Genomic DNA, 14,780 nt, shown 5'->3' with positions numbered 1-14,780 from the left:
ACTTGCCTACTTTGCAATCAATATAAATCGTTTTACTTTACTTTATCCACAAATCAGTTATGATGGTACTATGAAATATCTACAAAGAAAATATCAAATTACATACCCTTTTGAATCTGAAATAAGGTTTCATAATCAAACACCTTTTATCCATATTCAAATGTCCCATCAGTCATTTCTTGTATTAGCAGGTCAAAAAATCAGTCTGCTTCCATTAAACATCAAACCTATCCATCCAATTACCATTTTCCCTGACTGGCAAAAACCCAATGAAAATCAGCAAATTGCCTTTAATCAAGCTACAAAGAAAATCAAAGATGTACATTTTGAAGCTTTATGTATATTCGAAAACCAATATCTATGTATCGGCTATAAAAATCAACAGCCCATATCTTTAGTCATCCTGCATATTGAATTAAACACCAAAGGATATCATGAAATTCAAAAAATCGTAGACATATTAAAAGGTGAAGATTAACCCTTCACCTGTTTTTTCGGATCCTTTACAAAGGCTAAAAGAAGTGCACCAATCACCAATGATGGAATCAATCCTAAAATACCATACTCTGCTCTTTCTGTAATCGTAACTACGATCGTAATAATGAATGGTCCCAGAATAGCTGAGAACTTAGAAAAGATTTCAAAAAACCCAAAGTACTCATTTGTATCTTCTTTACTTGGAATCAATAGCGTGTAGTAAGAACGAGATACAGCCTGAATACCGCCTTGGAAACAGCCTACTAAAAAGCCCAATGCCCAAATTAAATTCGTATTTCTATAAATTTGTGAACCAACAAGTACGACGATAAAATATCCGGCAATTGCCGTAAAGATCATTGGTTTTCCACCAAATTTATCCGTCAGCTTACCAAAAATAATGGCTCCCGGACAAGCGATGATATTAATGAAGATAACGACCATAAGCGATACGACATCACTGACACCCATATCTGTAACTAAAGAAACAGCCATGGATATAACCGTATTAACCGCATCGATATAGAAGAAATAAGCAATACAGAAAATAAAGATATTTCTATTTTTCTTAATATTTCTAAAAGAATCTGCCAGACGCTGGAAACTCTTGCGAACAAAATGGTCTTCTTCCTCATGATAATGAAGCTGTTTCACATTTTTAATAAACGGACGGGAATGATAAGCCCACCAGAATACTGCCGCCAGCATTGAAATCATGATAGCCATACGATACGTCAGCGTAAAGCCACCTAGCACCAAATCACCATTCGCATCTCCAAAAAAAGTTACGATTGCAAATGGAATGATGAAAATACAGAATGGAATAGCACTGCCAATATAACCCCATGCATATCCTGCACTGCTCACCTTATGCATTCTTTCATCTGTAGTAACATCCACTAAAAATGCATCATAGAAAATATTAGCAGCAGTATAACCAATCATCGCAATGACATAAATAACAACACATGTGCGATAATCAAAGATTGGTAAGGCTAATAAGAAACCTCCAATAATTCCTACCGCTAAGAAAAACTTGAAGAATTTCATCTTCTTGTCCTTATAATCAGCAATCGTTCCTAATACCGGAGAAAGAAAAGCCAGAATCAACGCATAAATCGTATTTCCCCATCCGACCCAGATACTTCCTTCATTTTCAGGAGCAATAAATCCAATCAGAAGTGGGAATAGCACTGTCATCGTTGTCAATGTCTGTGCTGAATTGGCAACATCATAAAGAATCCAGCTGCTTTCTTGTAAATTAAACCCCATCTTTTTCAATAGTTTTATAAACATATTTTCTACCTCTATTCACATAATACTTTTTAATTTTATCATATTCATTTATTTTTAAACAGTATCCTTTTGCAAAGAATATGTAAAATCAATGGAAATAAAGGGCTTTCCAATGATTGAAACAGCTTCATCTTTGTGATATGATTGAAGAAGCAAAGGAGTGAGAAGATGAAGAATGCGTAAGAAAACATGAAAGTTGAATCTTTGTTTAGATGTTTTTTATTGCGCACTTTGTCATTCATACCAAAGGAGGTATGAAGATGCTCACTGTTAAAAATTTAACGATTACAAATCATTTAGGAAAAACATTACTTGATCATTTTGATATGGTTCTTAACGATAAAGACAAGATGGCTATTATCGGAGAAGAAGGTAATGGAAAAAGTACGCTTATGAAGGCTCTTTTAGGTATGGAGCTATCTTATGTCAATATAAGTGGAAGAATTGATCGGACACATGAAAATATCGGTTATCTTTCACAAGTGTTTGATCCTTCATGGAATCAAAGCACACCTTATGAATATTGTTTAAAAGAAAATGTGAATGACATCATTGCGCCAGAAAAATATAATGAACTTCAAAAAATCAAAGAATTATGTATAAAACTACATTTATCAAGTGATTTTGTGGAAAGAGAAACATTGATTCAGCATTTAAGCGGTGGTGAAAAAGTTAAGCTACAGCTATTAAAAATACTAATGGAGCCTGTAACGATGCTGTTTTTAGATGAACCTACCAATGATTTAGATATATCAACATTAGAATGGCTGGAAAATTTTATGATTGAATATGAACATGGTATCTTGTTTATCTCTCATGATGAAACCTTGCTTGAAAGATGTGCGACTGATATTCTCTTACTGGAACAGGTCAATAAGAAAACAAAGGTTCGGCATTCCTTTTATCATGGATCCTATTCTTCTTTTTTAGAAACAAGACAAAGATCGATTGAAAGAGAAGAACAGTTAGCTCATAAAGAGAAGCAGGAATATCTTGAGAAACAACGAAAGCTCAATGATATCATGAATAGTGTTCATCATTATCAAAATACGATCACTCGTCAGAATCCAGCAAAAGGACGACTCTTAAAAAAGAAGATGCATTCCTTAAAATCTATGGAAAAGCGTTATGAAAAAGAAGGTTACACAAAGCTGGATACATTAGAAGAAGCAATCGATGTCTACTTTGATCCTTTCGATTGGAATAAACAGAAAATCATCTGTGATCTACATTATGACTCTATTCATGCTGATGAGCATCTTTTAATTCAAGATGTCAATTTATTTGTCAAAGGAAATGAAAAAGTTGTGATCATTGGTGATAATGGCTGTGGTAAAACAACGCTCTTAAGAAAAATCTATGAAGATTTAAAAGATAGAAAGGATTTAAAGATTGGCTATATGCCACAAAACTATATTGAAAAGATGAATCCTGATGATTCACCCCTATCCTTTTTAGCTTTTGAAAAGACAAGTGAACAAATTACTCAAGCTCGTACGATGTTAGGAAGAATGAAATTTACTCGTGATGAAATGGTTCAAAAGATTCAAGAGTGTAGTGAAGGACAAAAAGCTAAACTATTTTTAATTCGTTTTATCATGGAAAAGTGTAACGTTCTTATCCTGGATGAGCCAACCCGTAACTTATCACCACTCAGTAATCCAATATTAAGAAATATTTTAAATGATTTTGATGGGGCTATTATTTCTGTAAGCCATGATCGTAAATATATTGATGAGGTCTGTGACAAGGTTTATCAGATAAAAAATGAAAGACTAATTCTATTGGAATAATAACAAGGAGATGTATTATGGAATATAATATTGATATTTTAGTTGCTGGATGTAATACGAGTTGCCAGCACTGCTATGTAAATGGAGGCTATGAAAAAATCATGTCCTTCAGCGATTATCAGAAATGTATTCAAAAACTAAGACCAGTTTTTGAAAAATTAAATAAATCTTGTTCTTTTACTTTAGATAATGAGTTATATAATCATCCACAAGCTCTAGAAATACTGCAATTCACCCATCAAGAAGTTCATGATTATTATTATCATCATGGTTCAACAACGGGAATTGCCTTAATGAAAAGAAAAGATAAAGATGATATTTTATCATTATTAGTCAAATACGGTACACCCTATGCTGGTTTAACTTTCCATGGTGGAAAGAAACATCACAATGAAATCGTTCATAACGAACAAGGATTTGATGTATTAAAAGAGACAGCTATTTATTTGCATAATAAAGGGATCAAAGTCTTTTTAAGCTTTATGATCAGCCAATATCTAATCGAAGATCTTGATGCTATCGATCAGCTTCTTCATGAAATACCTTATGATGATTTTTTCTTTGTGATTCCTAATTTTATGCCTACGACTCGTATGATAAACTATCAGAAATTACGTCTTGCACATGAAGATTATCCTATTTTATTCGATTTCATGGATCAAAGGCATATTGACAGCAGTGAAATCAAAAAACAAGTAACAAACTTTAATGAAAAGAAAATATTGGCATCACTAAGTGAAGAGTATTTAAAAGATTTCTTTGAAAATGAACCTAAACAGGCCTTTTTCAAAGTTGATCAGCAGCTTAACTTCTATTATGGCAATACTGGTGCTACTTCACAACTTATCGGTAACCTTAATGATTTAACATCTGAAGAAATTCTTCAGTCGATTCTACAAGCTAAACCTAACTACTATGACAGTAGTCATATTCATCTAAAAAATTATTCTTATGATCAATTATTTGGCTTGACACCTTCTGACAAAAACTATGTTTATCCGGATATTGCTAGTTGTCTCTATTATTTGCTTCTAAAATAAAATCGGCGCTTTAAAAAATAGCGGGGAAAAATAAAAAAACCTTTAAATATTAGCGGGGTGAATTTACCCCGCTGAAATTTTAAAGGAGCCTACTTTCATTCTAAAAATCAATCATTAATTAAAGGTTATTTATGTTTCCTATAGGTGCCTCTTTTGGCGCCTTTTCTTTTGACTTTTGTCTTCTTTTCAGTAATAGAGTAAGTTTCATATAGGTTCTGCGAATAAAGAAACTTGTTCCTTGCTCTCTCAAAATTAGTAAATCCGTTGGCATTGCTGATGATCTTTTTTATATAAGTATTCTTTCCTTCGATAGGTCCGTTTGATAAACGCCTTTCATCAATCCATACAAATGAATTTAGGATTTCCTCCTTCCAGCTTCGAAGAGTCCCCGCACATCCCTTCATTTCCTCAATGCCTGAATCGAGCATATCCTTGAAAAGTTTATTCAGCTCTTCTTCTTTTGTCTTCCGATTGGTGAAACGCTTCCTGTCGCTGCTGTTGAAGCGAATAAATCTTTCCTTTAGAAAATAAGCTGTTTTTAAATGGCTATCCATTTGAAGAAGCAGATCAGCCAGATCCCTTTCTGTGATGGAATAACCCAGAATCATATCCTTTTTCTTCTTTTCGAATTCCAGTTCATTTCGATTCTTCAGTAACAGCTCGTATCTGTTTTTCAGAAGGCTGTAGGAAAACATATCACCGTTTTCTTTCTTCCTGCGCATGATCCGTTTTCTCAGAGTGTTCAGTGCATCATTGACTCTTTTAGCAGCGTGGAACGGATCGATGCAGACAGCAGCATCGGGGAAATACACAGAGGCAATATCCCTGTAGTTGCGGTACATATCGATGATGATATACTTTACAGCTTTTCTTTCCTGCAAAGGGATGGAATAGAAATAGTCACTTAAATGTTGGACATGTCTGGATTCAAAAATATCGAGGATGACTTTCTTATGGAAATCCATCATGATGAAAGCATATTTATAGCGTGAGCGCCGGTTGAAATAGAATTCATCCCAGCACAGGATATCTGTTAAGTGTTTTCTTGGGATTTGGACATGTTTATCAAAGATATCGACAACCGTTCCGACCGAGAGTCCGTAAGTGGACGCAACAGAGGAAAACGTAGAGTTGTAAGGCTTCAGAGCTTCCAGCACGCTGATGATCGTGGAAGGAGCCACCGACTTGCGGGTGGAACCGAAAGGATGGTTTTCCACAAAAGACTTTCCACAGTGTTCGCATTTCAGACGTCTTCGCTTATAATAGACAATAGAATTGAAGCGAATAAAGATCTTCATGTGGAGCTTGCGGATCTTATAGTCCTTGATGGAACGAGTCAGAGAGCCGCAATTCGGACAGATATGGTCTTTGAGATTCAGAGTGATGAGGAAATCCTCATTATGAAAGGAAGAAACAGACTCAATGGAATCAATTTCTTCCTCTTTTAAATTTAAAGCATTAATGATAGAATGATTCATAGCTACCTCCTTTGATAAGAATGAAATAGACCAGTAAAATTCTATCAAAGCGAGGTAGTTTTTTTAACCCCATCTAAAATTTAAAGCGAGGAAAGTCTTATCCCACTCAAAATTTAAAGCAGGGATCATTTCCCACGATAATTTAATATACCATAAAATCCTGCTATTGGTTTATTCCAATAACAGGATTTTTTACTACAGTCCCATTTCTTTTTTCATTTTTTCAAGTTCATCTTCAACAGTTGCAGATGCACCTGAATATTTTGCTTCCAGATCTTCCACAGGATCTAATTCTTCATTTAATTCAGCCATAGCATTTGCCTGATCCAACATACGATCGGCTTTTTCTTCCATTCTTTCAAAAGCTCTCATAGAACTGCTTGCAGCATCCATTGAACCTGTAACCTTATTGATCTTTTCCTGTGTCTTCGCAACAGCTACCTTAGCCTTTACATTTGCTCTGCGCTGTTCAAGTGTCTGAATATCTTTTGTCAGTTTATCATGCATTTCACGCATCTTTGTAGCGTTCGCATGAGCTATATCATATGACTTTTGAATATCCGCACCATTTGTTACATATTCTTGCTTCTTTGTTAGAAGAATGCGTGCATCATCTTCATTTCCAGCAGCCAATGCCTTTCTAGCCATTGTATCATATTTTTCAATTTGTTCATTATTTTCATCCAGCATACGCTTTGTACGCTTTTCTTCGGCCATGACACCTGCTGTTTCTTTTTTCACATCAGCTAATTCTTCTGTTAACTGACGCATATATTCATCAATCATTTTTGCCGGATCTTCGCACTTATCCAAAAGCGCATTAATGTTGGCAGACATAATATCTTTAAATCTTGCAAGTATTCCCATAGTGTATGTTCTCCTTTCACTCACCATATTTTTCTTCCAGATCACTTGTATCTGTACCGAATGTTTCCAAAGGTTTCTCTAAAATTTCCTTTGTATATTCCTCTTTTTCTTTTTCTCTTTGATGCTTGCTCTTGATGATCTTATAAATTATAAAGACAACAAGAACAGCTCCACCGGCAATCACCACAATTTTCATAACATCCCAGCCATTAGTAGGACGACTCATGATAGATTCTCCAGTATCTTTAAAAGTTTCACCAATCATTTCTTCAATTGATAAGGAAGTATTATAATAGTTCTTTTCAAAATTTCCCCATAAAATTGAAATAGCTTCATTATCCATAATGCTGTCAGCAGCATAGCCACTTAGATAACGGAATTCTCCATCCATTTCATATTCTGAATCATTAGGACAAGAGAAATAGGCAAAAATGAAATGCCCTTCATCTGTAAATCTTTCATCATATAAAGTTTCCAGATAATTATCTGCCGCTGTAGGATCAAATGTACTTCCGTTCCAATATTCATCACTGTACCCAAGTAGAACGACATAAGGCTGAATACCTGTATCAGTATAGAAATCTTCCAGACCATCAATAAGCACATTACTGCTTCGTATCCATCCTAGTTCATCTTCATACCAGTCTGTTTTGTTGACAACTCCAGCCAATGGCTCTCTTTGTGTTGTATTCTCTGGTATATCAGATGAAGAATTGAACAATCCGCCTATTGTTAAAGTGCCAAATAACGTTATGATGATAAAACCAAGTATGATAAATGCTAGAATCGTGCCAAATATCGAACCGCCAGAACGATAATAACGTGGTCCCCGATATCGTGGCCCCCTTATAAATACCGGTCCTCTTGGTCTTGGCGGTGGCGGTGAATGATGATAACTATTTGAAGATCTTCCAAAAGATGACCTTCCAAAGGATGAACGTCCGCCTCCTCTGAAGCCTCCAGAAGAACGACCTCCTCTAAATCCGCCTCCGCTTCGGGACCCGCCGCCACTGCGGCCTCCACCACTTCTGCCCAAAACATCACCTCCATTTTTATGAATCAATTATATCAAAAATAAAATTCAAATACTATTTGAAATGACAAAAGTGTTATTGTTTCATCAGTGTTATATCTAAAAGAAAAGGATCAAAAATGATCCTAAATTTATAGAATTAATTTCCCAGTCACAAAATTCATCAACTACCAATGGCGTTACGATGATACTTAGTGAAATCAAATTTAGGCGAGCATAAAGACACACCTTTCTATTTCACCTCTAACTAACAACATGCCTTCTTTCTTTAATATAGCCAATCACAAATATGACTAAACTTATTATTAGCCAAAGTGAGGCTGTCAAAATCAGCGACGACGCCATAACACCACCTATGCTTTTAAATTCACCCCACCAAAGGTCAGTACCATAAACAATCATACTTGGAATATTTTTATATGGACCTGGCCAATTTCCTGTAAAAAACGGAAATAAAAGAATACACAGACTGACAATAGCACTTGCAAAGCGATTTTTAGTAACACAAGATAAAAAGCCTGTCATAGATGCCGTTGCCAATAAAGCTGTCAAAAGTACACCTATATTGTTTAAGATCAGCTCTTTATAAGTAAAAAGAAAGAACTGTGATTCTGAAACTAAATTCCAGTTTCTTATTGGTACAAGATATCTTACATAGCCTACTGCCATGATCACATACCCAATACAAATTAATATGGATAGAATCAGCATTGTGATCCATTTCGCAACATACACCTGTCGATTTCCTTTTTGTGAACAAGCTAATAGCTGATCGACATAATTTGATCTTTCAATAGAAAATACATCTGCACATAAAACAACTATCAACAAGATCAGCAGTAACCGGCTCAATACCATGCTCGAATCACCAATCATCCTATTTAATGTTTCTAAACCAACCTCTGAATCAGCATAAGTAGAATTTGATAAGAACTTATGGTTCAACCAGTTTACGTAATCTTCATTTAATAAGGCAAGCTCATCTTCTGTTATATACTCTGCCCGTAGAAAACCTGAATGAAAGTCAATACGACTACTATCATATTCATGCATCTCATAATTTTTATTTTTTATATCATTATAATTAATAAGATGTTCTTCTTTATTTGCCAGCATTTCATAAGAAGGACTAAATAACATCGACAATATTCTAGATTTATCCTGATTCTTATAGAATATATTTAATGAAAATGTTCCATCTTCATTATAATAAATATCTGGCCAATATACACCATATTGGATTTCAGAACTATCTTGTGCATCATATATTTTTTGTCGTAACTCTTCAATTTCACTTTCAGACATGCTACCATTCATTCCAGCTTCTATGATTTCAAGATAATTATCTCCATATGCCTTTTTCATCAATTCATCATCCAATTCATCCATTTGGAACTTTTCAATATAAGAGTTATATAAATCCTGCATTTCTTTAAGATAATTTTCATCTACATTTCCAGCATGAAGATGTTTGAACTCATCTAAATATCGCATTGTTTCGATATCACTTAAAGTTTCTCCTTCTAATGAAATATTTTCTCCTTCAAAAGGATAATAATGACGAGATGACTGTTCTCTTATCATATAGAAACATGTACCAAATATCAAAATCAACAATAACAGATTAAATTTACTTTTAAATATTTTCTTTAATTCGAATTGTATTAATTTTATCATAGTTACCTCACGATGTGTCTTTGTTGTTTTATATAACAGCCAATCATAAGAATAATTGAAACAATGATCCAGAATAGACAGACAAGGGTTGCGGTATGAATGATTGTACCGCCTAGATCAACAATGGGAGAAATTAAACCAGCCATACCATAGTTCAAACTAAAATACGTTGTGGTATGATTCATAATTAACGGCATAAGGGAAAACAATATGTTTCCGTTTGTGAACATTGGTAAAAACATCGGTAATACTACAAACATCATCATGAACACCGCACTTATAAAGCGACTTTTCGTAAAACATGATAGAAAAGCACTCAATCCTGCCACACACAAAAAGCTACAAAATATCAATCCCATTTGCCTTGCTAATAATTCATAACAAGTATACAAGATTACTGTCAATCCAGAATAAATGATAGAAAAACCATAAGATGCAAGATGAAGATTTTTGATTTGAAATGATGTTAAAACAGAAATAGAGTTTATAAATATGCTTAACAAGAATACTGTGAGGCTTAACAGAAACATCGTCAAAATTTTAGCCATTGTTATTTTTTTATACCCTTTGGAACATGCTAAGAGCGCATCCGTTTGCTTATCATTTTCACACACAAATAAATTCGAGCATACTACAATGAGCCATAAAAAATAAATTAAATTAATTATAAATTCACCAAATGCATGATTAAGAATTCCTGCCCCTATTGTAGTATCCATCAGAGATGGTACATTTTCACATTTTACATTTAACCAGTTTATTTGATTCATATTCAGCTGAGAAATAAGTTCATATTCAGGATGATCCAAATATTCCAAGAAACCTAAATCTTTGATTTCTACTTCACCGTCAATCTCGGAAGCTATTATTTTATGATCTTTTGATTGGTTAAGAATATTCAAATAGTTATTTTCATTTTCAAAGTTGGAACCAAAGTATAATTCTTTTAAGGTATATACATATTCTTCCATTTCAGACTCAAAATATAGATCAATATGAAAATTATGAGGATTTTCTTCAGAAAAAGATATCGGAGCATACTCTAAATTCAATTTCTGACTCCTTTCTTTTACAAAATCAACATAGGCTTGTACTTCTTCCTTATTCAATGTTCCATTTTCTCCTGCGATCATCATTTCTTTATAGTTATCACCATATATTTGAATCATTTTTTCCTTATCAAGAACTTCATCTAATTTATCATAATATTCATGTTTCCATTCATTGATATATTCATCATTTACAGTACCTTGATGCTGGATATAAAAATTATCATAATAAAGATACATATCAATTCCTGACAGAACAGTATTATCTTTCATTTGAAGAGTAGGATATTCAGAATTAAATACATATTTATTTAGCATAACACATTGAAAAACAATCGCTATGATCAGTAATATCAAATTAAATTTACTTTTAAATATTTTCTTTAATTCAAATTGTATTAGTTTTACCATAGTTACCTCACGATATGTCTTCGTTGATTTAAAAGACATAAGATACACAATACTGCATCTATCAGACACCAAAGTACACATGCACAGAAGGCTTTAGATACGATCATAGTGCCCACTTTCATCATATTGATACCCATGACACCATTCCAGCTTAGATAATTCATCGTTGTTAACATCATACCTGGAGTAAAGATATTTTTATATAAAGTCATCACAACAATTATAGATGAAACTAGCATGAGCCCTATAAATTTATTTTTGAAAAGCGTCGAAACAAATGCAGCAATACCAGAAGCAGCCAAAAATGACATAAATATCAAAGACATCTCAGTAAACAAAATTTCTTTATATGTATAAATACCTTCAAATATAAACGGACGATTTTCAATCCACTCAACATAAACAATATCCAGATTTCTTATAGGAACGATCACGCTGACAGTTATCCACGCTAAAAAAAGATAGATCAGAAGCAGTGCTAAAGGAATTAAGCACGCCGTTATAATTTTAGCGATCATAACACTGCTGTAGCCTTTTTTTGAACATAAAAGCATTGACTCCATTTCATAGTCATGATCAATTGTAAAAACCTGACAAACAAGGATGACAATACATAGAAGCAGTACAACTAAAAGTGGATTATTTTGAGTAGTTAATGCTTGTACAAACATCGTCGCACCTACTCCAGAATCAGTTCGCTCTGGAGCATTTAAATATTTCTGATTCTGCCATTCAATATATTCTTCTTCGATATCTTCACTTACACGCCAATAATTCGTATTACTAGCATTTCCTCCTACGATATAATTCTTTGTATCAGCAACCTTCTCTTCTTTATGATGAAGTAATTCTACTGTATATTCATTTGTATAAGATTGGCTTCCATATAAAAGAAGATTTAATAGATTTCGGCTTTCTTCTTTTTCATAAAAATATCTTATCGTAAATGTATGATCTTCTTCATTGACTTCTTCTATTCCATATTTTTCATAAGCAACCTCATTGGATGTCAAAATACATGATTCCGATTTACAAATTTCATTATTTTCTTTTGCTTTCTCATTGATTGCGAAAATTTCATGATCACTCATGCTTCCATCAATACCTGCCTGTATGATCTCTTGATAGTTTTTACCATACGTCATGATCATTTTTTCTTCATCAATTTCATCAAGCTGATATTCTTGAATGATTAAATTTTCTGCTTCTTTTAAATTATTGATATATTCATCATTAACAATACCTCTATGTTCATGAAAGAAAGTATCTACATATCGATAAACTTCTTTATTATTTAGAGTTTCTCCCTCAAAAGAAGCATATTGCCTGCTAGAAGATAATCTATTTGTATTTTTTATAAATAAAATTCCTAAGCAAAGAATAAATGTTAATAAGATCAAAAAACAATTAAATTTAATCTTCATTAGTTTTTTTATTTCAAAATAAACAAGCTTCCCCAATGCATTCCCCCCTTTCATGTTTCAAATTTTCCCATTTCACTCTACTCTATCTTCCATTTATAATTGATCACTTAAACGTTCCATCGCCTCATCCTGGAAATGATATAAATACAAGTCATCTAGTCCAGGTTCAACCGTTTGAGCATTTTCAATTGGCTTATCTGATACGATACGTAAAACATATTCGTCCTGATGTTTTTTCACATTGACAACAATATGATTCATCATATATTCTTCTGCCTGCTTTCGATTACAGCTTGCTTCAAAGACTTTGTTTTCCATTTCTAACAGAAGCTTATCCGGCTCATCATAATATAATACTTTTCCTTTTTTCATTAAAATAATCTGATCAGCAATGGACTCTACATCACTTACAATATGTGTAGAAAGTAAAACAATAGCTTCTTCACCAATACGAGAAATCATATTTCGCAGCACGATCCTTTCTTTTGGATCAAGCCCTGCCGTTGGTTCATCTAAAATCAGGATCTTTGGTTCATTTAATAATGCCTGGGCAATTCCTAAACGTCTAAGCATGCCTCCCGATAAGCTTTTGATCTTAGCCTTTCTCTTATCCTCTAAATTCAACCGTACCAAAAGCTCATCAATCTTCTTTTTATAAAATTCCTTTTTTAATCCTTTGACTACGCTCATATATTCTAAAAATTCCTGTACGGTAAAAGATGGATAAAACCCTAGCTGCTGTGGCATATAGCCTAAGTTTGTCACATAACTGTCATAATTTTTTAAAATTTCCTGATTATCATAATAAACATGACCTGTTGTTGGTGACAGTATCCCACAAATCATTTTCATGATCGTCGTCTTACCGCTCCCATTCGCACCTAAAAGACCGATCACCCCTTTGTTGAGTTTTAGATCTACATGATCGACCGCTACTGTTTTTGAATATTGTTTTGTTAATCCTTCAAGAATAAGTTCCATAAATTATTTCCTTTCTCAATTGAAATTCGTGTTGAATGAACATAAATGCTTATGCAGTATATACCAAACGATATGAATAAAAGAAAAAGAATAAAAGCATTGCTGATGATTCTTACATCATATTGATTTAAAAACAACAACACAACTAAATAACTGCAGGCATAAGTAATGATCAATGTCATTTTATTACTGATCCTGTCTACGATCAAAAGAGCCAAACCACTAATAAAATAAAGAGGAATCAAGCTATATAAAAGCGTTGGTAAAAAAGAAAAGTTGTTTTGAACACAAAATATCACATTCAAAAATAATGTACATACAATGCTGACCAGAAGATATATATTTGATTTATAAACAAAAATCTTGGATGAGTTATACTTAACACATTTCAACAGTTCGTCCATTCCCATGATGCTTCCGTGTATATAATCATATAAGATCAGTGTTCCTAAAACACCAGCATTTATAAGACAAATACTGTAGCCATTCATTGGCTGAATAAATGAAATAAAACAGAAGAAAAGCGTTGATAAAACAGATAACCCGCAAAATTTCATGCTTTCCATCTTAAAGAAGCTCAGCCAGATCTGATGTGTATTTTCTTCATACATGACCTTTCGTTTAGAAAGTTTTAGCTTTGAAAGTTCAATCGTTTTTTTCATATGTTCTTCATCAATTTCAATAAACTGTTTGTATTTCGCTTTTTCTTTCATCCAGCACGCCTCCTTTCATCAATTCCTCTAATTTCATCAATGCTTGTCGATGTCTTGATTTAGCTGTTGATTCCGGTATTTTTAAAATATCAGCAATATCTTTAAATTTCATCTCATGATAATAGCGAAGAATGATAATTTCCCGGGAAATTTCACTTAACTGTGAGATATATCTCATCATGATATCGTGATTCGCTTTTTTCATTACGATCGCATGAGGATCTTCTTCTATAATGATCCTTGATTCATCCAATTCTCGATCATCCAAATAATTCAAGCTTTTATAATAATTGTTGGCAAGATTGATACCAATGCGAAATAGATAGTTGAGCAGCTTATCTTCTTCATTATATTGATCGATATTTTCCACAAATTTTAAGAATACCTCTTGGGTAATATCTTTGGCTCGATCATTCTGTTTCATCTTGCGATACAGAAAAGCATACACCTGTGGATACATTTCGGTGATAATTGTTTCTAATGCTTCCTGATTGCCATTTTTTATTTGTAAGATAAGCTTTCGTCTGTTCATATTTGTCCC

Annotated in this window: 13 protein-coding genes; 3 read left to right on the top strand and 10 right to left on the bottom strand. The window is 33.4% G+C overall.

Annotated features, from left to right (window positions below; genetic code table 11):
* Window positions 1-70: 70 nt before the first annotated feature.
* Entirely contained in the window at window positions 71-478 is a 408-nt protein-coding gene (locus BQ5367_RS03495) for a hypothetical protein (RefSeq protein WP_071441175.1), read from the top strand.
* Here the strand turns inward: BQ5367_RS03495 and BQ5367_RS03490 are convergent.
* On the bottom strand, window positions 475-1,773 hold the full coding sequence (locus BQ5367_RS03490; RefSeq protein WP_071441174.1) for an MFS transporter: 1,299 nt from the start codon (window positions 1,771-1,773) through the stop codon (window positions 475-477). The genes BQ5367_RS03495 and BQ5367_RS03490 overlap by 4 nt on opposite strands.
* A gap of 260 nt (window positions 1,774-2,033) precedes the next feature.
* Here BQ5367_RS03490 and BQ5367_RS03485 point away from each other — a divergent pair, with 260 nt between their 5' ends.
* Both BQ5367_RS03485 and BQ5367_RS03480 read left to right on the top strand, forming a co-directional pair.
* On the top strand, window positions 2,034-3,566 hold the full coding sequence (locus tag BQ5367_RS03485; RefSeq protein WP_071441173.1) for an ATP-binding cassette domain-containing protein: 1,533 nt from the start codon (window positions 2,034-2,036) through the stop codon (window positions 3,564-3,566).
* 17 nt (window positions 3,567-3,583) lie between these two features.
* A complete protein-coding gene (locus BQ5367_RS03480; RefSeq protein ID WP_071441172.1) occupies window positions 3,584-4,606 on the top strand; it encodes a radical SAM family protein in 1,023 nt (340 codons plus the stop codon).
* A gap of 125 nt (window positions 4,607-4,731) precedes the next feature.
* Here BQ5367_RS03480 and BQ5367_RS03475 read toward each other — a convergent pair whose 3' ends face one another.
* The 9 genes from BQ5367_RS03475 to BQ5367_RS03435 form a co-directional block, all read right to left on the bottom strand.
* The gene (locus BQ5367_RS03475; protein ID WP_071440948.1) at window positions 4,732-6,084 is read right to left on the bottom strand and encodes an ISL3 family transposase; all 1,353 of its coding nucleotides are present in this window, start codon (window positions 6,082-6,084) and stop codon (window positions 4,732-4,734) included.
* Window positions 6,085-6,279: 195 nt separating this feature from the next.
* Window positions 6,280-6,951, bottom strand: a complete 672-nt coding sequence (locus BQ5367_RS03470) for a PspA/IM30 family protein (RefSeq protein ID WP_071441171.1) — start codon at window positions 6,949-6,951, stop codon at window positions 6,280-6,282.
* A gap of 16 nt (window positions 6,952-6,967) precedes the next feature.
* Window positions 6,968-7,987 carry a hypothetical protein gene (locus tag BQ5367_RS13635; RefSeq protein ID WP_071441170.1) on the bottom strand — a complete coding sequence of 340 codons (1,020 nt, stop codon included), beginning with the start codon at window positions 7,985-7,987 and terminating at the stop codon, window positions 6,968-6,970.
* Between the two features lie 240 nt (window positions 7,988-8,227).
* The gene (locus tag BQ5367_RS03460; protein ID WP_071441169.1) at window positions 8,228-9,661 is read right to left on the bottom strand and encodes an MFS transporter; all 1,434 of its coding nucleotides are present in this window, start codon (window positions 9,659-9,661) and stop codon (window positions 8,228-8,230) included.
* A 2-nt stretch (window positions 9,662-9,663) separates the two neighbouring features.
* Entirely contained in the window at window positions 9,664-11,121 is a 1,458-nt protein-coding gene (locus BQ5367_RS03455; RefSeq protein ID WP_071441168.1) for an ABC transporter permease family protein, read from the bottom strand.
* A 2-nt stretch (window positions 11,122-11,123) separates the two neighbouring features.
* Window positions 11,124-12,599, bottom strand: coding sequence for a hypothetical protein (locus BQ5367_RS03450; RefSeq protein WP_071441167.1), 1,476 nt, complete (start codon window positions 12,597-12,599; stop codon window positions 11,124-11,126).
* 39 nt (window positions 12,600-12,638) lie between these two features.
* Window positions 12,639-13,526, bottom strand: a complete 888-nt coding sequence (locus BQ5367_RS03445) for an ABC transporter ATP-binding protein (RefSeq protein ID WP_071441166.1) — start codon at window positions 13,524-13,526, stop codon at window positions 12,639-12,641.
* Window positions 13,502-14,239, bottom strand: a complete 738-nt coding sequence (locus tag BQ5367_RS03440; RefSeq protein WP_071441165.1) for a hypothetical protein — start codon at window positions 14,237-14,239, stop codon at window positions 13,502-13,504. The genes BQ5367_RS03445 and BQ5367_RS03440 overlap by 25 nt, the downstream gene beginning before the upstream one ends.
* Window positions 14,205-14,771, bottom strand: coding sequence for an RNA polymerase sigma factor (locus BQ5367_RS03435; protein WP_071441164.1), 567 nt, complete (start codon window positions 14,769-14,771; stop codon window positions 14,205-14,207). Before BQ5367_RS03435 ends, BQ5367_RS03440 begins: the two co-directional genes overlap by 35 nt.
* Window positions 14,772-14,780: the final 9 nt, after the last annotated feature.

Origin of the sequence: Traorella massiliensis, assembly GCF_900104665.1 — a bacterium.
GTDB classification, from domain to species: Bacteria; Bacillota_I; Bacilli_A; order Erysipelotrichales; family Erysipelotrichaceae; genus Traorella; species Traorella massiliensis.
This window is presented reverse-complemented; position numbering and strand designations above follow the sequence as displayed.

Bases quoted from the DNA above. Each gene is read 5' to 3' on its own strand.
- BQ5367_RS03455 (WP_071441168.1), bottom strand. From the start codon at position 11,121: ATGGTAAAACTAATACAATTTGAATTAAAGAAAATATTTAAAAGTAAA.
- BQ5367_RS03445 (WP_071441166.1), bottom strand. From the start codon at position 13,526: ATGGAACTTATTCTTGAAGGATTAACAAAACAATATTCAAAAACAGTA.
- BQ5367_RS03490 (WP_071441174.1), bottom strand. From the start codon at position 1,773: ATGTTTATAAAACTATTGAAAAAGATGGGGTTTAATTTACAAGAAAGC.
- BQ5367_RS03485 (WP_071441173.1), top strand. From the start codon at position 2,034: ATGCTCACTGTTAAAAATTTAACGATTACAAATCATTTAGGAAAAACA.
- BQ5367_RS03495 (WP_071441175.1), top strand. From the start codon at position 71: ATGAAATATCTACAAAGAAAATATCAAATTACATACCCTTTTGAATCT.
- BQ5367_RS03470 (WP_071441171.1), bottom strand. From the start codon at position 6,951: ATGGGAATACTTGCAAGATTTAAAGATATTATGTCTGCCAACATTAAT.
- BQ5367_RS03460 (WP_071441169.1), bottom strand. From the start codon at position 9,661: ATGATAAAATTAATACAATTCGAATTAAAGAAAATATTTAAAAGTAAA.
- BQ5367_RS03480 (WP_071441172.1), top strand. From the start codon at position 3,584: ATGGAATATAATATTGATATTTTAGTTGCTGGATGTAATACGAGTTGC.
- BQ5367_RS03450 (WP_071441167.1), bottom strand. From the start codon at position 12,599: ATGAAAGGGGGGAATGCATTGGGGAAGCTTGTTTATTTTGAAATAAAA.
- BQ5367_RS03475 (WP_071440948.1), bottom strand. From the start codon at position 6,084: ATGAATCATTCTATCATTAATGCTTTAAATTTAAAAGAGGAAGAAATT.
- BQ5367_RS03435 (WP_071441164.1), bottom strand. From the start codon at position 14,771: ATGAACAGACGAAAGCTTATCTTACAAATAAAAAATGGCAATCAGGAA.
- BQ5367_RS03440 (WP_071441165.1), bottom strand. From the start codon at position 14,239: ATGAAAGAAAAAGCGAAATACAAACAGTTTATTGAAATTGATGAAGAA.